Genomic DNA, 19,773 nt, shown 5'->3' on the forward strand with positions numbered 1-19,773 from the left:
ATGACCCTTACTGCAAAAGACGCCAGCCGTCGCACCCGCGAAATCTGCGCGCTTGCCCCGATCGTGCCCGTGCTGGTGATCGAAGATGTCGCCGACGCCCGGCCCTTGGCCGAAGCACTGATCGCCGGGGGGCTTCCTGCTTTGGAGGTGACCCTGCGCACGCCTGCCGCACTCGACGCGATTGCCGCCATGGCGGAGGTCGCGGGCGGACATGTGGGGGCGGGCACGCTGGTCACCCCCGAAGACGTCCGCGCGGCGAAACGGGCGGGGGCGACCTTTGGTGTCTCGCCCGGTGCCACCGACGCGCTGATCGCGGCCTGCGAGGAGGAAGAGCTTCCCCTGTTGGCCGGTGCCGCCACGGCGAGCGAGGCGATGCGGCTGTTGGAGCGCGGCTATGACATGCTGAAGTTCTTCCCCGCCGAAGCCTCGGGTGGCGCGCCCGCGCTCAAGGCCATCGGCGCGCCCCTGCCGCAGATCACCTTCTGCCCGACGGGCGGTGTCAGCCCCGACAATGCGGAAAGCTACCTAAGCCTGCCAAATGTGCTTTGCGCGGGCGGCAGCTGGGTCGCGCCGAAAAAGCTGATCGATGCCGGGGACTGGGCCGGGATCGAAGCGCTGGCCCGCGCCGCGGCACAATTGGGCAAGGCCGGCTAACCCCGAAAGAAGGCCGGGCGCGGGCTTTCCGTTGCCCCCCGAAGGGCCGCGGAAAGCCTGACGCCACCAGACCCTTGCTGGCCGGCCGAACTCATCTCTATATTGACTTTAGTTTACGCGCGCAGCGTTTCGTCAAGGGAGGGTTAAGATGGGCCAGCAGAAGATCCGCAATATGGAGGAGTTTGCCGCCGTGAGCGGCATTTCGCGGCCCACTCTGTCGAAATACTTTAACGATGCCGACAGCGTGCGGCGCTCGACCCGGGAGCGGATCGAAGCGGCGCTGAGCCAGTATGACTATCGCCCGAACGTCTATGCGGTGAACCAGAACCGCCGCAAAACCCGCAACATCGGCGTGGTCGTGCCCAACCTTGCCGACCCGTTCTTTTCCGAGATTGGCCGCGAGGTGGAACTGGCCTGTCTGGCCGAGGGCTATAGCCCGATCTTGCTCAGCTCTCACGGCAATCCGGCGCAGGAGCGGGCCAATCTCGACTCGCTTCGGGCGCTGAAACCGGCGGGCGTGCTGCTGGCGCCCTTCGGCAAAGCCTCGGACCGCGACGAGATCGCGCGCTTTTGCAAGGACGTGCCAGTGGTGGCCTTTGACGCCAATGTCGAAGGGGTTTGCGAGGCTTTCGTCGGCACGGACAACTTCCAAAGCGTTGATTTGATCGTCGAATACCTTTGTCGCAGCGGTGAGCCGCCCTGTTTTTTCGAGATGAAGACCCCCAGCAACCCCAACGCCAACAAGCGCCGCCAAGCCTATCTGGAAGCGATGGAGCGGCACGGCTTTGCGCCGCATATCCATCAGGTGCCGGGTGAGGGGTGGAACTTTGAAGAGATCGGGGCGACCGAGGGCGGGAAGCTGATTTCGGCAGGGGCGTTTGAGACGGATACAGTGCTGTGCTCAAACGACCGTCTGGCCATCGGGATGCTATCGGCGGCTTATGAGCTGGGTCTGCGGGTAGGCCACGGCAAGGATTGCGCCATGCGGATCGCGGGGCAGGATGACCACCCGTTCTCGCGCTACACCTGCCCACCGCTGACCACCATCGCGCAGGATTACGGGGCCATCGCGAATCGTGCCGCCAGTACCCTGTTTCGCATCATCGAAAGCGAAACCCGGCTGGCCGAGCGCGAAGAGACGCTATTTGACGGCAAGCTGGTGATGCGTGCCTCTGCCTAAGCCATTGAGTTCGCAAGTTGCTCAGAAAATAGTTATCGCGCGTAAAATTTAATTTGACTGCGCGTTGCGTGGGTCGTTAGTCTCGGTGCATCATCTATAGAGGGAGGAACTATCGATGTTCTGCGATAAATCACTTTACGCCGCGACGGCCTTGGGCCTGATCATGGCGGGCGGCGCGGTTGCCGAGACGATCACCATCGCCACCGTCAACAACGGCGACATGATCCGCATGCAAGGCTACACCGACAAATTCACCGAAGAGACCGGCCACGAAGTGGAGTGGGTCACCTTGGAAGAGAACGTCCTGCGCCAGCGCGTCACCACCGACATCTCGACCAAGGGTGGCTCTTTCGACATCATGACCATCGGCATGTATGAGACGCCGATCTGGGGCGCGAACGGCTGGCTGGTGCCGCTGGATGACCTCAGCGAAGAATACGACGCAGACGATATCCTGCCCGCCATGGCCGGTGGCCTGAGCCACGACGGCACGCTTTATGCGGCACCGTTCTACGGCGAAAGCTCCATGATCATGTACCGCACTGATCTGATGGAAAAAGCCGGCATGGAAATGCCGAAAGACCCGACATGGGAATTCATCCGCGAAGCCGCCGCCGCGATGACCGATCGTGAAAACGACATCAACGGCATCTGCCTGCGCGGCAAGGCCGGTTGGGGCGAGGGCGGTGCGCTGATCACGGCGATGTCCAACTCCTTTGGCGCGCGCTGGTTCGATGAAGACTGGAATGCCCAGTTCGACACCGAGGCATGGGCCAACACGATCAACTTCTACAAAGACCTGATGGATGAAAGCGGCCCGGCGGGCTATGCCTCCAACGGCTTCAACGAGAACCTCTCGCTGTTCCAGCAAGGCAAATGCGGCATGTGGATCGACGCCACCGTGGCGGCCTCCTTCGTGACCAACCCCGAGGATTCCACGGTGGCCGACAAGGTTGGCTTTGCGCTGGCACCGGACACGGGCCTTGGCAAACGCTCCAACTGGCTCTGGGCATGGGCGCTGGCAATCCCGGCGGGCACTCAGAAAGAAGATGCCGCGAAAGAGTTCATCGAATGGGCCACCTCGAAAGACTATATCGAGATGGTTGCCGAGAACGAAGGCTGGGCAAACGTTCCTCCCGGCGCGCGCAAGTCGCTTTACGAGAACCCCGAGTACCAGAAAGTGCCCTTCGCGCAGATGACGCTCGACTCGATCCTCTCGGCCGATCCTGAGAACTCCACCGTCGATCCGACTCCTTACGTCGGTGTGCAATTCGCCGCGATCCCCGAGTTTGCAGGCATCGCGACCGACGTGAGCCAAGAGTTCTCTGCCGCCTATGCCGGTCAGCAGACCGTCGAAGAGGCACTTGAGAAGGCACAGGACCTGACCAACGACGCAATGGAAGCTGCTGGCTACCGTTAAGCCGCCGCTTCCACGGCTCAAAGGGCGGCGAACACCGCCGCCCTTTTCCGCCCCACCACCCGATATGATACCCTTCACCTAACAGCGGCATCCGCCGCCGGCAGAGGAGATGTGCCCGATGGCTACCCAACATTCCCGATCAGCGGCACGCCTGATGATGGCCCCGGCGGTGGTCTTGCTGCTTGGATGGATGCTCATCCCGCTGACCATGACGCTCTACTTCTCTTTCAAGAAATACCTGCCGATGCGCGGCGGTGATCTGGGTTGGGTCGGCTTCGACAACTATGTGCGCTTCGTCACCTCCAGCTCTTTCTGGCCCTCGGTGATGACCACGCTGATCATCGTCGGCGGTGTGCTGGCGATCACGGTCTGCCTTGGCATCCTACTTGCCCTTCTGTTGAACCAGCCGATGTGGGGGCAGGGCTTTGTCCGCATCCTTGTCATCGCGCCCTTCTTCGTCATGCCCACCGTGTCGGCGCTGGTGTGGAAGAACATGTTCATGGACCCGAACTATGGTCTCTTCGCGCATCTGTGGGAGTTCTTTGGCGCCACCCCGGTGCAATGGATGAGCCAAGCCTCGCTGTCGTCGATCATCATCATCGTATCCTGGCAATGGCTGCCCTTCGCGACGCTGATCCTGCTCACCGCGATCCAGTCGCTTGACCGCGAGCAGCTGGACGCCGCCGAGATGGACGGCGCGCCGGTGACCAAACGTTTCGCCTATATCACCCTGCCGCATCTGGGCCGCGCGATCACCGTGGTGATCCTGATCCAGACGATCTTTCTCTTGTCGATTTTCGCGGAGATTTTCGTGACCACGGGCGGGGCCTTTGGAACCAAAACACTGACCTATCTCATCTTCCAGCGCGTGCTGGAGAGCCAGAACATCGGCCTCGGATCGGCGGGCGGTGTCTATGCAATCATTCTCGCCAATATCGTCGCCATCTTCCTGATGCGCATCGTCGGCAAGAACCTGGACGCCTGAGGAGGAGACATCATGGCACGCGCAGTCACAAGGCAACGCAAGATCGTCAACACGGCCCTCGCTTGGGGCATTGGTTTCCTGATCTTCTTCCCCATCCTTTGGACCATCCTTACCAGCTTCAAGACCGAAGCACAGGCCATCGCCGATCCGCCGATCTTCCTCGGCTTCGATTGGACACTGGCGAATTACGAGGCGGTTCTGGAACGGTCGAACTACGGGCGCTTCCTGTGGAACTCCATCGTCATCGCGGGTGGCTCGACCATCCTTGGCATCATGATCGCGGTGCCTGCCGCATGGTCGATGGCCTTCGTCCCCGGCAAGCGGACTAAGGATATCCTGCTCTGGATGCTCTCGACCAAGATGCTCCCCGCGGTGGGCGTGCTCTACCCGATCTATCTGCTCTGCATCCAGTTCGGCGTGCTCGACAGCAAGATCGCCTTGGTCATCATCCTGATGCTCATCAACCTGCCGATCATCGTCTGGATGCTCTACACCTACTTCCGCGAAATCCCCGGTGAGATTTTGGAAGCGGCACGGATGGACGGGGCAAGCCTGCGCGAAGAGGTGCTTTACGTCCTCACCCCCATGGCGGTGCCGGGCATTGCCTCCACCCTGCTGTTGAACTTCATCCTCGCATGGAACGAAGCCTTCTGGACGCTCAACCTCACCGCGGCCAAGGCCGCACCGCTCACCGCCTTCATCGCGAGCTATTCCAGCCCCGAGGGCCTCTTCTACGCCAAGCTCAGCGCGGCCTCCACCATGGCCATCGCGCCAATCCTCATCCTCGGCTGGTTCAGCCAGAAACAACTCGTCAGCGGCCTGACTTTCGGCGCGGTCAAGTAAGCAAGGGACAGTCACATGGGACAAATCAAACTCAATCAGGTTTCCAAAAGCTTCGGCGATGTGGAAGTCATTCCGCCCCTTGATCTGACCATCGAAGATGGCGAGTTCACGGTCTTCGTCGGCCCTTCGGGCTGCGGTAAATCAACCCTGTTGCGGCTGATCGCGGGCCTGGAGGACATCACCTCGGGCCATATCGAGATCGACGGCACCGATGCGACCCATGTGCCGCCCGCGAAACGGGGTCTGGCGATGGTGTTCCAATCCTACGCGCTTTATCCGCATATGTCGGTGCGCAAAAACATCGCCTTTCCGATGAAGATGGCCGGGCTGCCCGTGGATGAGCAGAACCGCCGGATTGAAGCGGCTGCCAAAGCGCTGAACCTGACCGACTACCTTGACCGGCGTCCGGGCCAACTCTCGGGCGGTCAGCGCCAGCGGGTTGCCATTGGCCGTGCCATCGTGCGCGAACCTTCGGCTTTCCTTTTCGACGAGCCGCTGTCGAACCTCGACGCCGCGCTGCGGGTGGGTATGCGTCTTGAGATCAGCGAGCTGCACAAGCGGCTGGCCACGACGATGATCTACGTCACCCACGATCAGGTCGAAGCGATGACCATGGCCGACAAGATCGTCGTGCTGCGGGCGGGCCATATCGAACAGGTCGGCTCCCCGCTTGAGCTTTACTACAAGCCGCGCAACGAATTTGTCGCGGGCTTCATCGGCTCGCCCAAGATGAACCTGATCAAGGGCGCCGAAGCCGAAGCGCGCGGCGCGCCGACCATCGGCATCCGGCCCGAGCATTTCGACGTCTCCACCACCGAAGGCGCATGGGAGGGTACCATCGGCGTGGCCGAGCATCTGGGCTCCGACACCTTCTTGCACGTCCATGGCGTAGCGGGCTGCGACCCGATGACCGTGCGCGTGGATGGCGAATTATCGGTCCGACATGGAGACCGGATTTTCCTGACCCCACAGGCGGACAAGCTGCACCGGTTCGACGCGCAGGGCCTTCGGGTCGAGTAATGCAAGCGGCAGGAATGACAGGCCGACCCCCGCACCCTTTCCCCGGTGCGCGGCCCTTTAAGGATGTGGATCATGGATAAACTGGTAGACCTCTCGAACGCGACGCTGGGTGATCTCGACATCGCCCACCCCAGCTATGACCGCAGCGCCCTGACCCCCGGCATCGTGCATATCGGCGTGGGCAATTTCCACCGCGCGCATCAGGCGTGGTATCTGCATCGTTTGATGCAGAACGGCCAAGCGCATGACTGGGCGATCCTCGGCGCGGGCGTGCGCCCCTATGATGCGGCCATGCGCGAGAAGCTCTTGGCGCAGGATTGTCTGACAACGCTGATCGAACTCGACCCCGCGCAGACCTCGGCCGAGGTTGTGGGCTCGATGATCGACTACTTGCCAATCGAAGAGGGCAACGGTGCCCTGATCCGCGCCATGGCCGATCCGGCCATTCGCATCGTCGGGCTGACCGTTACCGAGAGCGGCTATTACATCGACCCGGTGAGCAAGGGGTTCGACGCGACCCATGCCGATATCGTCCATGACGCGGCGAACCCTGACACTCCGCGCACCGCCTTTGGGGCCATGGTCGCGGCCCTGCGGCTGCGCCGTGATGCGGGGCAGGGGCCGTTCACCGGGCTGAGCTGTGATAACCTGCAAGGCAATGGCGATATCCTGCGCCAAGCGGTCGTGTCGCTGGCGCGCATGTCCGACCCGGCGCTGGCCGATTGGATCGAGGCAAACGCCAGTTTCCCCAACTCCATGGTCGATTGCATCGCCCCGGCCACCGGCCCCGCCGAGATCGCACAGGCGCGGGAGTTCGGCGTGAACGACGCCGCCCCCGTCACCCATGAAGCCTTCCGCCAATGGGTGATCGAAGACGATTTCTGCGCGGGCCGCCCGGATTGGGATCAGGTGGGGGCCACCTTCTCGGACGAGGTGTACGCCTATGAGAAGATGAAGATCCGCATCCTCAACGCGGGCCATCAGGTCTTGGCCAATGTCGGTGAGGTGCTGGGGATCAAGACGATTTCCGGCACCATGGCGCATCCGGCGATCCGTGCGATGTTCCACCGCGTGCAGGCCGAAGAGATCACCCAGACGGTCGCCCCGGTGCCCGGCATGACACCGCTGGCCTATCTCGATCTGATCGAACAGCGGTTCTCGAACCCGCGCATCGTCGACACCACCCGCCGCGTGGCCTTTGACGGTTCGGCCCGGCACACCGGCTTTGTCCTGCCGATTTTGCGGGATCAACTGGCGGCGGGGCGTTCGGTCAGCGGTCTGGCCTTGGTCGAAGCGCTCTGGGCCCGGATGTGTGCGGGCACGCGCGAAGATGGTAGCGAAATCGTGGCCAACGATCCGATCTGGGACGCGCTGAAAGCCGTGGCGCAGGCCGCGCGGGAACGGCCCGAAGCCTGGCTTGAGCAAGAGCGCCTCTACGGTGATCTGGCGCAGGCCGAGGCGTTCCGCGATGCCTTTGTCGCTTGGCTCTCGCTCATCTGGAACGCAGGCGCAGTCGCGGCGATGAACGTCTATACGCAGGCCGATGAAAGCAACGGTCGCGCCAGCAAGGTGGGCTGAGGGCTAACTCTGGTCGGGTTTCAAGAACCCGACCAGCAGCGCCGACAGGGCCACCATGATCGCCGCCGCGCCCAGCATCAGGGGCAGGCCGCCGATCTGATAGCTCAGCCCCGACATCAGCGTGCCCAAGAGCCGCCCGGCGGCATTGGCCATGTAGTAAAACCCCACATCCATCGTCACCCGCTCAGCTTTGGTGAAAGAGAGGATGAGGTAGGAATGCAGCGATGAGTTTATCGCAAAGACCGCGCCAAAGGCCAAGAGGCCGATCACAAGCGTCACGGTAAGCCAGCCCTGCGGCCCGTCGCTGAACAGCGCCGCCAGCGTGAGCGCCGCGGGCACGGCGGCCAGCGACCATGCCCAGCCCTTCGCGGCTGAGATCAGGTCTTCTGCAGGGCGGGATTTCGCGCGGAGCAGGCGTGGGGCGTAGATTTGCACCAGCCCGTAGAGGATCACCCAGACCGCCATAAAGGTGCCGATCATGAAAAAGGCCGCGCGGTTGCTTTCCTCCGTGCCATCCGAGAGGACCGCGTAGAAATAGATCGGGATGCCCACCACGAACCACACATCCCGCGCGCCGAAGAGAAACACCCGCGCCGCGCTGAGCCAGTTCACATTGGCGGATTTTGAGAAGACTTCCGAGAACTTCGCCCCCTTGCGGCCCTTGGGCAGGCCGGGCGGCATGGCGGTCAGCACGGCAATCAGGATCAGCGCAAGGATCGCGGCCATCCCGAGCACCGCCCAGACAAAGCCAAGCGTCGCCAGCAAAGCCGCGCCAAGCAGAAAGCCCAAGCCTTTGACCATGTTCTTGGACCCGGTCAGCAGCGCCACCCAGCGGAACAACCCGCCATCTTCAGCCGGGGCCAGCAGCTTCACGGCGGATTTCGACGACATTTTGGCCAAATCCTTGGCCACCCCGCTTGCACCCTGCACTAGCATGACGAACACCACCGAGGCACCAACCGCCCAGGTGGGGTCAAGCTGTGCCAGCGCCAGCAGCGCCACGATCTGCAACCCAAGCCCGGCATAGAGCGTCGAGGCCAGCCCGAAGCGCGCCGCGATCCAGCCCGCGCAGAGGTTGGTGACAACGCCCGCGATCTCATACAACACAAAGAGATAGGCCAGTTGCACCGGCGAAAAGCCAAGCCGGTGGAAATGCAGCAACACCAGCATGCGCAACGCGCCATCAGTCAGCATGAAGGCCCAATAGGCCGCCGTGACCGCGATATAGGCCGAAAGCCCCTCGGGGCGGGTCGCGCTCTGGCTCACAGGCTTGCCCCGACCATCAGCGCCACATCGACCAGACGGTGGGCATAGCCCATCTCATTGTCGTACCACGCATAGATTTTCACCTGCGTCCCGTTCACCACCATGGTGGAGGGCGCATCGACGATGCTGGACCGCGTATCATTGGTGTAATCGGTCGAGACCAGCGGGCGCTCCTCATAGCCAAGGATGTCTTTTAACTCTCCTTCGGCCGCGGCCTTGAACAGGGCGTTCACCTCTTCCACGGTCGTCTCCCGCTCCACCTCAAAGACACAGTCGGTCAGCGAGGCGTTCAGCAGCGGCACCCGCACCGCATGGCCGTTCAGCCGGCCTTTGAGTTCGGGGTAGATCAGGGTGATCGCCGTGGCGCTGCCCGTGGTCGTCGGGATCAGGGAGTTCAGGGCCGAACGGGCGCGGCGCAGGTCCTTGGCGGGGCGGTCGACGATGGTTTGTGTGTTGGTCACATCATGGATCGTGGTGATGGAGCCGTGTTTGATCCGCAGCGCCTCATGGATGACCTTCACCACCGGGGCGAGGCAGTTGGTCGTGCAGCTTGCCGCCGTGACGATCCGGTGCCGGGCGGGATCATAGACGCCGTCATTGACGCCATAGACGATATTGGCCGCATCCCCGTCTTTTACGGGGGCCGAGATCACCACCTTCTTCACCCCGGCTTCGAAATAGGGGGCGAGTTTCGCCTCGGTCTTGAAGACGCCGGTGCAATCGATCACCACATCCACCCCGTCAAGCGGCAGCGCGCTGAGGTCACGCGTGCCGATGAAGGGCAGGCGGGTGCCGTTGATCGTCACGCTGTCGGCGTCATGGGCGAAATCGGCCTGCCAGCGCCCGTGCACCGTGTCGAATTCCAGCAGATGCGCGTGCATTTCCGGGTCATCCACCGCATCGTTGATCCATGCAATCTCGGCCCCTTGGTCCAGCAGCGGTTTCAGGGCGAGCTTGCCAATACGGCCAAGGCCGTTGATCGCGTAGGTGGTCATGCGGGAGATCCTTCTTTGTCGGTTTGGCCAGCGTCATCCAGCGCCTTTTGCAGCGAGATACGGTCGAGCGAGGTAAGCGGCAGGCTGGTAAAACCCAGCATCCGGTTGCGCAGGGTGCCATAGGCCTGCTGGAAAGCGAGGCTCTTTTCTGCGTCGGAGCCTTCGACCTTGACCGGGTCGGGCAGCCCCCAATGGGCGGTGATCGGCTGGCCCGGCCATGTGGGGCATTCCTCATTGGCGGCCTGATTTCAGACGGTAAAGACGAAGTCGAAGGCCGGCGCATCCGCGGCCTGAAACTCAGAGATATGTTTTGACCTGAGGTGGGTCACGTCATGGCCCTTTTGCTTGAGCACTTCGACGGCGAAAGGGTTCAGCTTAGACTGTGGCCGGGTGCCTGCGGAGTAGACGTTGAACCGGTCCCCTGCGAGGTCGCGCAGGATGCTTTCGGCAAAGATCGACCGGGCGGAGTTGCCGGTGCAGATGAACAGGACGTCGAACTTGTCATCGGTCATGGGTGCGTTTCCATCTGAAGAGGTGAGGGGGAGGCAAATTTCGGGCCGGCCACGGCAGCAGTCGTTCAGCAGGTAGCCGATGGTGTCCCGCGCCGCCTCGATATCGATCGCATAGCGCAGGGATGTGCCCTGCCGTTCTTGGCTCACCAACCCCGCCTGCATCAGCGCGCCGATATAGGTCGACAGGGTGTTGGGCTTGAGGCCGAGCGCCTGCGCCAGTTCGGTCGCGGGAACCCTGTCTGGGTAGCGGCGCATGAGCAGCCGAAACAGCGCGAGGCGCTGCGGATGGCCGAGGGTGGCAAGGCGGTTGGGGATCACTTGTTCCATAATTCATGAATTGCAGAATTAATGAGCTTTGCGCCAGTGAAGTTTTTGTAACAGCGTCAAATCGCCTGCGCCCGTATCGCCCCTATCCACCGCGATTCATCGAAACCTATAAATATTACCAGCTTTACAGATGCGCCCCGGCGCGCGCAGTCAAGATGCGCCGGAAATTTAATCAAACTATAACAAATGCTTGAAGAACGACGGGGCGAATCTTGCTATCCGAGTTTGCGGCTGTGCTGAATGGCCGTCAGACATAAGATGCGCGCTCAGGCTGACGCGACCTTTTGACAGGGCCTGCCATTTGGCTCTGTTTCGGTCCCCGCTTTCGGAAGCTGCGCCCCTGTCCGCTGTGTTGGACGACCGTGTTTTTGTAAGGGGCGCATTGGTTTTCGGGCGGGGGCCGCTTTATGCTCTGCACCGCTTCGCGGGCAGGCGGACGTGCCGACCTTTCGTCGGGCGGCTCTTTCGCTTGACCCTTGGTCATCGGGGCAAAATTGCAACGTTTTGGCCGGTTTCCCTTATTCCGAGAAATCATTCGACGGCGGGCATGTTCCCTCACTGGTTGAGGTGCCCTAACTGAATGCTCAGTTTTTAATCACATGAGCTTTTGAACGCCGCCCTATGGTGACACCGCTTTCCGACCGCTACCTCCTATTGAAAGAACAACGCCCCGACATCAAACCCGCCGAGATGTTGCAGGTCTTGGCGCAGGATATGGGGCTGAACAACCTGTCCTATCTGGGATTTCACAAGACCGGCGCCAGCGGCAGCGATCCGGTCATTCACTCGACCTATGATCCCGCTTGGCTGAAACGCTACCAAGAGGAAAACTACCATCTGATCGACCCGGCGGTCGACAAATCCCTCGAAGGCACCCTGCCGGTGGATTGGAGCGAGCTGCCCAAGGTCGACCGGACCACGCGCAATTTCTTTGGCGAGGCGATGGAGTTCGGCGTGCGCCAGAACGGTGTGTCGATCCCCATTCGGGACCACGCGCATGGCAAGGCGGTGCTGACGCTGAACTCTGACCTGCGCATTCACGAATGGCGCAAGTACAAGCGCGGGATCATCGCCGATGCGATCTATCTGGGCTGTCTGATCCAAAGCGATATGGTAGCGGATATCGCCCCCGCCGCGCCGGGGCCACGGCTGAGCAACCGTGAAAAGGAAGTGCTGAAATGGGCCGCGGTGGGCAAAACGGCATGGGAGACGGCGCAGATCATGACGGTGGCGGCCAGCACGGTGAACCATCATCTGTATAATGCCTGTGCCAAGCTGGACGTGACCAACAAGACCCATGCGGTGGCCAAGGCGATCCGGGCGCAGATCATCACGATCTGATCGGGCGGGCAGGGCTTGGCGGCGGCTTCGCCGCGCGGTAAGCCGCCTGCAACATAGGAGAGCGATATGGAACTGCGCGACAAACGTATTTTGGTCACCGGCGGCAGCGACGGGATCGGGCGCCACATCTGTTTGAAATTGGCGGAGGCGGGTGCGCGGCTGGCCATTCTGGGCCGGGATGAGACACGTCTTCAGGCCGTGGCCGAAGCCTGCCGAGCCGCTGGCGCGGCAGAGGCGGTGGGGCTGACCTGCGATCTGCAAGACTCTTCGGCAATCGACCAGACCGCCGCGCACGTGGTGGAACGCTTTGGTGGCTTGGATATCCTGATCAACAACGCAGGGATTTGGCACAAGGCAGGGCCGCTCGACACGATCGCGCCTGAGATGGTGCAGGCTACGGTGCAGACCAATCTGACCGGCCTGATGCAGATGACACAGGCCACGCTGCCCGCGCTGCGCGACAATGACGAGGCGATCATCCTCAATGTCGTCTCAAAATCCGGTGTCGTGGCGCAGGCGGGGCAGTCGGTCTATACGGCCACGAAGTACGGCGTGCGCGGCTTTACGGAGGTGCTGAAGGCGGATGAGGAGAGCACCGGCGTGCGGGTTGGCGGGCTGTATCAGTCTGGCACCAACACCGGCATGTTCGCCAAGGCCGGAGAGGACGTGCCGAACCATATTTTCACCGAGCCGGATGATCTGGCCGATGTGGTGGTCTTTGTCCTGTCCCGCCCGCCGAAGCTATGGATTCACGATATCCGTATCGAACTTTAAGCGCGGGCGCGGCGCTCAGTCGGTGCTTTGCAACGCGCTTGGGGCGGCTTGCGGGGTGGTCTCTGCCCCGGCGCCGATGCCGAACTCGACATGGAAGGTCGATCCGACGCCGACTTCGCTTTCGTAAAACAGATCCCCCGCCATCTGCCGCGCCAGTTGGCGGGAGATATGCAGGCCGAGGCCGGAGCCTTGGGTCGATTTCTGCCCATCGTCGTCAAGCTGCCCGAAACGGCCAAAGACCTTTTCCTCCATCCCCTCAGGAATGCCGCGCCCATGATCGCGGATCGAGACCCGCACGCGGCCGTTGTTGGTGGTCAGCGTGCCCTCCACAGTATCCCCCACATTCGAGAATTTCACCGCGTTCGAAATGAGGTTGTCGACCACCTGCCGGATGGCAAAGGCATCGCCCAAGACCACGGCGGGCTGGCCCACGCTGCCGATATCCAGCCGCACGCCGCGCTCATGGGCATACATGCGGTTTTCCTCGATGCTTTCGCGCAGCAGGGCGGGCAGGTCGACCGGCAGCCATTCGAGCGAGAGCGCCTGCACCTCAAGCTTTTGCACCAGCAGGATATTATCGACCAACCGCGACAGGCGCACCCCGTTGCGATGGGCAATGTCGAGCGAGGAGCGCAGCGGGCCTTTGATCTCACCCAGCTTACCGCTGAGAGCCAGAGCCAGGCCGCCTTTCAATGAGGTCAGCGGCGTGCGCAGCTCATGGCTGACGACCGAGATGAATTCATCCTTGGCGCGGTTCGCCTCATCCGCCTCTCTCAGCGCCCGCTCTAGGGCCGTGGTGGTGGCGATCCGCTCGGTGACATCGACGAAAGTAACGCTCCATCCGATGGCGGGGCCAGCGGGGGCGAGGGGGTTTTCGATGGGTTGAACGCGCGGCTCATAAAGCCGTTCGTTACAGGTGATATGGGCCGAGCCGTTCTGCGCCATTTGTGCTTCGATCCCCGCGATCAGATCGTGGCTCAATGTTGGATCGGACAGAAGCCCGCTGCGCTTGGCCGCGGCGTTCGAGCGGATGACGCGGCGCCGCGCGTCCAAAAGGATCAGCGGTTCGCTCATCGTGTCAAACAGGGTCGATTGCCCGACCGAGGGCATGTCCATCGTCTTGTTCGTGACCAGCAACCACGAAAAGGCGAAGATGCCCAAGGTGAACATGAAGGCGGTCGGATCAAGGCCGACGACAGTAAACCCAAGCAGCGCATAGGCCGCGTTCGCGCCCAAGGGGATCAGCGTGATCACCACCAGCATCGTCAGCAGCGGCCAAGCGGCCCGTTTCGCGCGAAAGAACGCCCGGCCCAGCCAGATGAGCGTCGCCATCACGAAGCAATAGAGCCCGGCAAGAACGAGGAAATACCCCGGCCCATGTTCAAAGGTGATCTGATCGTCGCCCGGCTGAAGCGCGGTCTCGGCGGTATAGATCAGGTGGTGCCAATCGTTCGTCGCGGCAAGGCCGAAGGCTGCAAGCGGCACGGCGATCAGGGCCAGAAGGCTCACCCACCCGCGCGACCGGCTGGAGGGACCGACATATTCGAAGATAAAGAAGGACCACGCCACCGGCACCATCCCATGCCCCAGCCACGCAAGCTGCGCCTGTTGCATCTGGCAGGCGTAGGCGGGCGTTGCAGCTTCGGCCCCGACCATCATCAGGGTCCAGATCATCCCCAAGAAGGTGAGCGCATAGTAAATTTTGCCATGGAACTCTTGGAACTTGAGCGTCCAAAAGGCGACAGCTGCGGCGATCGTGCTGACGGCGAGCACGGTCCAATAGACCGGGTCGAGCATCAGCCCTTGGAAACACGTTAGCATGGCGGAAATACCTATGAACCAAAATGAATGTGCGCAGACCAGCATTAAAATGCGGCGCAAGTTTGGCGCTGTAGTGGCGTATTATGGCCAGCAAGTGCAACCCTTGGATGTGATTTGGGGCCGCAAGTACCGTTCGTCATGCGTGCAGGCGGGCCGGTTGCCTCTGCGAAAGAGGGGGCGAAGGGCGCTGAGAACGGGGTTCAAGGTACAGTCGAAGGCAGCAGCGCGTAGCGGCATTTCGCCGGATGCTTGTTCAAAGACGGTATGGGGGGCATCCGGCGCAATCAGGCCCCGCCCGCGGTTTTGCCAGATGGAATTACCGCCAAAAAGAACGCACTCGAACAATGTTTCGACGCAATCCTTGCGCAACACTGGCCTCATTATCTTGAGGTTTAAAAATGCTGACTGTGGCTCATTCTATGCACTCGGACCACGATATGACGCTGGTCTTGCTTGCCGCGCTTTTGTGCGCATTCGGCAGCTGGGTGATCGCAAACCTTTACCGGCACGCGCTTAAACAAACGCCGCGACAGGCGTTGTTGTGGTATTTTCTGACCGCCGTGACCTCGGGCATCGCCATCTGGTGCACGCATTTCATCGCCATGCTGGCCTATCAGCCCGACGCGCCGGTCAGCTTTGATTTCGGGCTGACCTTCGCCTCGCTACTGATCGCGATTATCGGGTCTACGGTGGGCATTCTGATCGCCGGGATGTTCCGCAGGCGGGTCACCACCGTGATTGGCGGGGTGATCTTGGGGCTGTCGATCTCGGCCATGCATTACACCGGGATGGTCGCCTATCGGATCGAGGGGGTCATCTTTTGGGACAAGACCTATCTCGTCGCCTCGGTTCTGCTGGCCATGGTGTTGTCGACCGTGGCTTTGTTCTTTGGCGCGCAAAACGGGAAATACGCCACGGGCAAGATGACGGCCAGCTTTGCGCTGGCGATTATCGGGCTGCATTTCACCGGCATGGCCGCCTTTCATGTAACGCCGACCTGTTTGACCGGCCATAGCAACCCGGATGAATTCAGATTGCTGGCGATGGTCATCGCCGGGACGGCTGCGATGATCGTGCTGGGCGGGCTTTTCACCTATTTCATCGAAAACCGCACTCGGATGGAGAACATCGTGGAGCTGCGCCAAGCGCGGGATGAGGCTCGCGATGCCAGCCGCGCCAAGTCGGAGTTCATGAGCGTTCTGAGCCATGAGCTGCGCACGCCGCTGACCATCATCAACGGCTACGCCAGCTTCCTGACCAACCTCAAAGGCCATACCATGGCCAAGCTGAAACCGAACGAGCCGATCTCAAAGGTGCATTTCGATGAGTTGGGCGACCAGACAGAGCGCTACGGCGGGCGTATCAAATCGGCGGGCGACCATCTGCTGACCATCATTAATGAGCTGCTTGACTATACGAGCATTGAATTGAATTCCGTGAAGCTCAACAGAACCTCTTTCGCGGCGGGCGATTTGCTGGCCGAATTGGCAGAGCAATTTCAGGGGCTGGCCAAGGAAAAACAGGCGATGCTGGAAATCGAATATGATGAATTCGACGTTTTCGCCGACCGCGGGCGCTGCAAACAGATCCTGATCAATCTCTTGGGCAACGCGCTGAAGTTCTCTTCGGCCTCCAGCATTCGCATGCGCGCCAAGCAGGTCGGCGATACATGCCGACTTGAGGTCGAAGACAACGGTTGCGGGATGCCGGCAGAGGATTTGCAGCGGATTTTCCAAGCCTTCATTCAAGCGGAAACAGCCAGCAAAAGCGCTGATGGCGGCACTGGTCTTGGCCTTGCGATCAGCAAAAAACTCGCCGCTGCACATGAGGGGGACATCAGGGTAGAGAGCACCGTTGGCATTGGGACGAAGTTCACCGTCGATCTGCCCCTCTGCGCCTCGGAGATCGCGGCAGAGGAAGCGCTTGTGGCCGCGTGATCGGCCCTTTCCCAATTCGGGGCGGGGCCTCTGAATACGCCCGTCGAGTAAGCGAATGCGCGCAGTCTTAATTCAATTGGCACGCCTCAGGGTGCTGCGGCTTGAATAGAGGCGCAAAAGCGCCAATCGTAAAAAGACGCGCCATTTATGCGCGTCATTCATTACCTGAGTTCTTAGCTTGCCGAATAATTGAGCGGGTCATCATTTGCTGCGGCGCGCCGCCATATCGCTGCTTAACTTATATCAAGGAGGCTGAGCTTTTCTGTTCAAAGTTAGGGGGATATGGTGGCCAGAGAGATTGAAGGAAGTTTATAGGGAAGAATATGGGTGGTGAAAGATCGGCGAACGGTAGCGTGTCGAGATCTGCAATTTTTGCGGCATCCCCCCACGGGTATCTCGTTCTAGATACCGATTTGAAGATTATCGACGTGAATGACCGGTACCTATTCATCACCGGGTCAGAAGCGGAGGACCTCGTAGGGAAACATCTGTTCGACGCTTTCCCGGATGACCCTTCCGACGCGACGGCAGATGGCACCAATAATCTGGGCAAGTCGCTTGAGATCGTCGCCGCCACGGGAAAACAGCACCGCATGGCCGTGCAGAAGTACAATATTCCCATTCGCGACAGCGCCGACGGAGCCTTTGAAGAGAAATATTGGCAACCGTTGAACACGCCCGTGTTCGAAGATGGCAAGCTGGTCGCGCTGATCCACCATGTCGAGGATGTCACCTCGGAATTTATCGGTCGCCGTGATCAGGCGATACGGCTCAATCTGGCCAAGCAGGTGTCGGGGATCGGCTATGGCGAGTTGGACCTTCAGACGGGGACCGCGAATATCTCGCAGGAATTGGCCAATCTGTTCGGCTATGCCGATACCGAGGGGACAATCCCCATGGCCAAGCTGTTCCGGCGTATCCATCCCGATGATCTGGCGCATGTGAACCAAAGCTTGGGCGAAACGATGGCCAATGATGCCACGGTGAACGCCGATTATCGGATCGTCTTGCCCAATGGGGAAACCCGGTGGCTGAACACGCGTGGTGAAGTTCTTTTCGAACATGACAAGCCCGCGCGGTTCATCGGTGCCACCCTCGATCTGACCCATTCCAAGAAGCGCGAAGAGGTCTTGCAGAAGACCCTGACCGAGCGTGACAAGCTTCTTGAGCAGAAGGAAACACTGCTTGGCGACGTGAACCACCGGATCAAGAACAGCTTGCATCTGGTGTCGAGCATTCTGCGTCTCGAAGCCGCGTCGGTGGATGATGCGTCTGTCAAACACAGCCTGCAACAGGCCTCGCTTCGGGTGCATGCGGTAAGCTCCGTCCATGAACTTATCTATAAATCTCATAACGTTACCCATGTGGATGTCGGTGAATACATCCCGCAGCTTGTCGATTTCCTTTCAGCCAGCACCGAGACCGACAGCAAGCAGATCGACACAATCGTCGACGCGCCGTCGGTCACCGTGCCGACCGATTTGGCCATCAACCTTGCGCTGCTGATCAATGAGCTTGTGACCAACGCGCATAAACATGCCTTCGTCGCGCGGGAACAGGGCAGGGTTGATGTTCGTTTGCATCAAGAGGGAGACCTTTTGACGTTAACGGTGTCGGACGATGGGATCGGCAACGCGGAGAGTGTAGGTAGGGTCGGTCTCGGTTCGAAGATCGTGGCGGGCATTGTCGGCCAGCTTGGGGCGGCGATGGATAAGAGGACAACAGAGCATGGTTATTGCGTTGAGATTGAGGTTCCCATGCCCGCCGGGTGATGCCCGGTGAATATTCTGATTGTCGAAGACGAATTTTTGATTGCCTTGGACCTTCAGATGCAGCTCGAACAGCTTCAACATTCCGTCCTTGGCCCGGTCAAGGATTTCGCGACCTGCCGGGAGGTGGTGACGCAGACCCGGCCCGATCTGGCCTTCATGGACCTGCGGCTCGCCAATGGCGATTCCGGTGAAGAGGTGGCGCAGTGGCTGCTGGCAGAACACAACATCCGCTGCGTCTTCATGAGCGGCAATCTGGACGATCTCACCCAGCAACGGCTAAGCGCGCTTGAGCCTGTCGCCATGCTTGGCAAACCGACCTTCCCGCACCTAATCGCCGCGGCGATCGAGGATTTTTCGCGCGCGTAGGTGTAGAGGGCCCAAGTGTGGAGGAAAGTGGCGCTCCCTGAAGGATTCGAACCCTCGGCCTGCCGATTAGAAGTCGGCTGCTCTATCCAGCTGAGCTAAGGGAGCACTCGGCCGCTTATAGGGGCAAGCCTCGCCCTGCATCAAGAGGAACCCGACGCGGTCCGGGTGGGTTGAGCCGTCATCGGACATATAACCCAAAGGAGGAAGCCATGTATCTGCGCAATATCCTACTCGGGGCCGCTTTGGCCACAACAGGCGCCGTGGCGGCGCAGGCCGAAAGCCATATGCAAACGGCGGCGACGGCCCAGGTCGCGGGCAATTCGAACGGAATTTCGGGCAATGTTTCGCTGAACACGACCGCATCGGGCCGCACCTTGGTTCAGATCGACGTGACCGGCGTGCCTGCGGGTACCCACGGCGTGCACCTGCATGAGACCGGTGATTGTTCGGCCGAGGATTTCAAATCCGCCGGTGGCCATATCGCGGGGGACCGCAAGCACGGTGTGCTCGTCGAAGGTGGGCCGCATCCCGGTGATATGCCCAATATGGTCGTGGGTGAAGATGGGGTGCTGGAAGCCGAAGTCTTCCTCGACCTGCTCGATATTGAGACCATGATCAAAGATGATGATGGTGCGGCCTTCATCATCCACAGCGGCGCAGACGACTACGAATCGCAGCCATCGGGCGACGCGGGTTCGCGTATCGCTTGTGGCGTGTTTGAGGCGTCGTGATTTAATGTGAATTTTTGGCACCTCCGTCCCGGGTTGTCGGAGCGGGGGTGTCGATTCGATCTGTAAGGGTGCTTGAGGTGTCGAGGGACCATCGCTCTTGCGAGGCATAGTTGGAAACAAGGAAGATTAATGGTGCTGCTGGAGAGAATTGAACTCTCGACCTCTCCCTTACCAAGGGAGTGCTCTACCTCTGAGCTACAGCAGCGCCGTGGGCGGGTGATTAGCCGCAATCGAAAGGGGGCGCAACCCCT

Annotated in this window: 16 protein-coding genes, 2 tRNA genes and 1 pseudogene; 13 read left to right on the plus strand and 6 right to left on the minus strand. The window is 60.8% G+C overall.

Annotation, left to right across the window (positions count from 1 at the left end):
• The 7 genes from eda to ACGYLO_RS08025 all read left to right on the plus strand — a co-directional run bounded on the left by eda (position 1) and on the right by ACGYLO_RS08025 (position 7,680).
• Entirely contained in the window at positions 1 to 654 is a 654-nt protein-coding gene (eda, locus tag ACGYLO_RS07995) for a bifunctional 4-hydroxy-2-oxoglutarate aldolase/2-dehydro-3-deoxy-phosphogluconate aldolase (protein WP_271689021.1), read from the plus strand.
• A gap of 148 nt (positions 655 to 802) precedes the next feature.
• Positions 803 to 1,834 carry a LacI family DNA-binding transcriptional regulator gene (locus ACGYLO_RS08000; RefSeq protein WP_271689022.1) on the plus strand — a complete coding sequence of 344 codons (1,032 nt, stop codon included), beginning with the start codon at positions 803 to 805 and terminating at the stop codon, positions 1,832 to 1,834.
• A 115-nt stretch (positions 1,835 to 1,949) separates the two neighbouring features.
• Positions 1,950 to 3,254, plus strand: a complete 1,305-nt coding sequence (locus ACGYLO_RS08005) for a sugar ABC transporter substrate-binding protein (RefSeq protein WP_136720473.1) — start codon at positions 1,950 to 1,952, stop codon at positions 3,252 to 3,254.
• A gap of 118 nt (positions 3,255 to 3,372) precedes the next feature.
• Complete coding sequence (locus ACGYLO_RS08010; protein WP_136720472.1) at positions 3,373 to 4,239, plus strand: carbohydrate ABC transporter permease; 867 nt, start codon at positions 3,373 to 3,375, stop codon at positions 4,237 to 4,239.
• A 12-nt stretch (positions 4,240 to 4,251) separates the two neighbouring features.
• Positions 4,252 to 5,082, plus strand: a complete 831-nt coding sequence (locus ACGYLO_RS08015) for a carbohydrate ABC transporter permease (protein WP_136720471.1) — start codon at positions 4,252 to 4,254, stop codon at positions 5,080 to 5,082.
• A gap of 15 nt (positions 5,083 to 5,097) precedes the next feature.
• Positions 5,098 to 6,102, plus strand: coding sequence for an ABC transporter ATP-binding protein (locus tag ACGYLO_RS08020; protein ID WP_271689023.1), 1,005 nt, complete (start codon positions 5,098 to 5,100; stop codon positions 6,100 to 6,102).
• Between the two features lie 72 nt (positions 6,103 to 6,174).
• Positions 6,175 to 7,680, plus strand: a complete 1,506-nt coding sequence (locus ACGYLO_RS08025) for a mannitol dehydrogenase family protein (RefSeq protein WP_394376374.1) — start codon at positions 6,175 to 6,177, stop codon at positions 7,678 to 7,680.
• A 3-nt stretch (positions 7,681 to 7,683) separates the two neighbouring features.
• Here the strand turns inward: ACGYLO_RS08025 and arsJ are convergent, their stop codons facing one another.
• From arsJ to ACGYLO_RS08040, 3 genes and pseudogenes are all read right to left on the minus strand, one after another.
• A complete protein-coding gene (arsJ, locus tag ACGYLO_RS08030) occupies positions 7,684 to 8,946 on the minus strand; it encodes an organoarsenical effux MFS transporter ArsJ (RefSeq protein ID WP_271689025.1) in 1,263 nt (420 codons plus the stop codon).
• Complete coding sequence (locus ACGYLO_RS08035; RefSeq protein WP_271689027.1) at positions 8,943 to 9,941, minus strand: ArsJ-associated glyceraldehyde-3-phosphate dehydrogenase; 999 nt, start codon at positions 9,939 to 9,941, stop codon at positions 8,943 to 8,945. The genes arsJ and ACGYLO_RS08035 overlap by 4 nt, the downstream gene beginning before the upstream one ends.
• Positions 9,938 to 10,780: pseudogene (locus ACGYLO_RS08040) on the minus strand (helix-turn-helix domain-containing protein). The gene ACGYLO_RS08035 and the pseudogene ACGYLO_RS08040 overlap by 4 nt, the downstream one beginning before the upstream one ends.
• A gap of 621 nt (positions 10,781 to 11,401) precedes the next feature.
• On the opposite strand from ACGYLO_RS08040, the gene ACGYLO_RS08045 reads away from it, so the two are divergent.
• Complete coding sequence (locus ACGYLO_RS08045; protein ID WP_271689028.1) at positions 11,402 to 12,121, plus strand: LuxR family transcriptional regulator; 720 nt, start codon at positions 11,402 to 11,404, stop codon at positions 12,119 to 12,121.
• Positions 12,122 to 12,187: 66 nt separating this feature from the next.
• Complete coding sequence (locus ACGYLO_RS08050) at positions 12,188 to 12,895, plus strand: SDR family oxidoreductase (protein WP_271689029.1); 708 nt, start codon at positions 12,188 to 12,190, stop codon at positions 12,893 to 12,895.
• A gap of 15 nt (positions 12,896 to 12,910) precedes the next feature.
• Here the strand turns inward: ACGYLO_RS08050 and ACGYLO_RS08055 are convergent, their stop codons facing one another.
• Positions 12,911 to 14,716, minus strand: a complete 1,806-nt coding sequence (locus tag ACGYLO_RS08055; RefSeq protein WP_271689030.1) for a histidine kinase N-terminal 7TM domain-containing protein — start codon at positions 14,714 to 14,716, stop codon at positions 12,911 to 12,913.
• A gap of 437 nt (positions 14,717 to 15,153) precedes the next feature.
• Between ACGYLO_RS08055 and ACGYLO_RS08060 the strand changes: the two genes are divergently transcribed.
• The 3 genes from ACGYLO_RS08060 (at position 15,154) to ACGYLO_RS08070 (ending at position 18,791) form a co-directional block, all read left to right on the plus strand.
• On the plus strand, positions 15,154 to 16,653 hold the full coding sequence (locus ACGYLO_RS08060) for an MHYT domain-containing protein (RefSeq protein ID WP_271689031.1): 1,500 nt from the start codon (positions 15,154 to 15,156) through the stop codon (positions 16,651 to 16,653).
• A gap of 323 nt (positions 16,654 to 16,976) precedes the next feature.
• Positions 16,977 to 18,425 (plus strand): sensor histidine kinase, encoded by a 1,449-nt coding sequence (locus ACGYLO_RS08065; protein WP_271689033.1) that lies wholly within the window; start codon positions 16,977 to 16,979, stop codon positions 18,423 to 18,425.
• A 6-nt stretch (positions 18,426 to 18,431) separates the two neighbouring features.
• Positions 18,432 to 18,791 carry a response regulator gene (locus ACGYLO_RS08070; RefSeq protein ID WP_271689034.1) on the plus strand — a complete coding sequence of 120 codons (360 nt, stop codon included), beginning with the start codon at positions 18,432 to 18,434 and terminating at the stop codon, positions 18,789 to 18,791.
• Between the two features lie 28 nt (positions 18,792 to 18,819).
• Here the strand turns inward: ACGYLO_RS08070 and ACGYLO_RS08075 are convergent.
• Positions 18,820 to 18,896: transfer RNA gene (locus ACGYLO_RS08075), tRNA-Arg, on the minus strand.
• A 104-nt stretch (positions 18,897 to 19,000) separates the two neighbouring features.
• Between ACGYLO_RS08075 and ACGYLO_RS08080 the strand changes: the two genes are divergently transcribed.
• On the plus strand, positions 19,001 to 19,522 hold the full coding sequence (locus ACGYLO_RS08080; protein ID WP_271689035.1) for a superoxide dismutase family protein: 522 nt from the start codon (positions 19,001 to 19,003) through the stop codon (positions 19,520 to 19,522).
• Between the two features lie 130 nt (positions 19,523 to 19,652).
• Here ACGYLO_RS08080 and ACGYLO_RS08085 read toward each other — a convergent pair.
• Positions 19,653 to 19,727 (minus strand) — tRNA-Thr (locus ACGYLO_RS08085).
• Between the last annotated feature and the right edge of the window lie 46 nt (positions 19,728 to 19,773).

It is taken from the genome of Sulfitobacter sp. 1A13353, assembly GCF_043557255.1.
GTDB classification, from domain to species: domain Bacteria; phylum Pseudomonadota; class Alphaproteobacteria; order Rhodobacterales; family Rhodobacteraceae; genus Sulfitobacter; species Sulfitobacter faviae.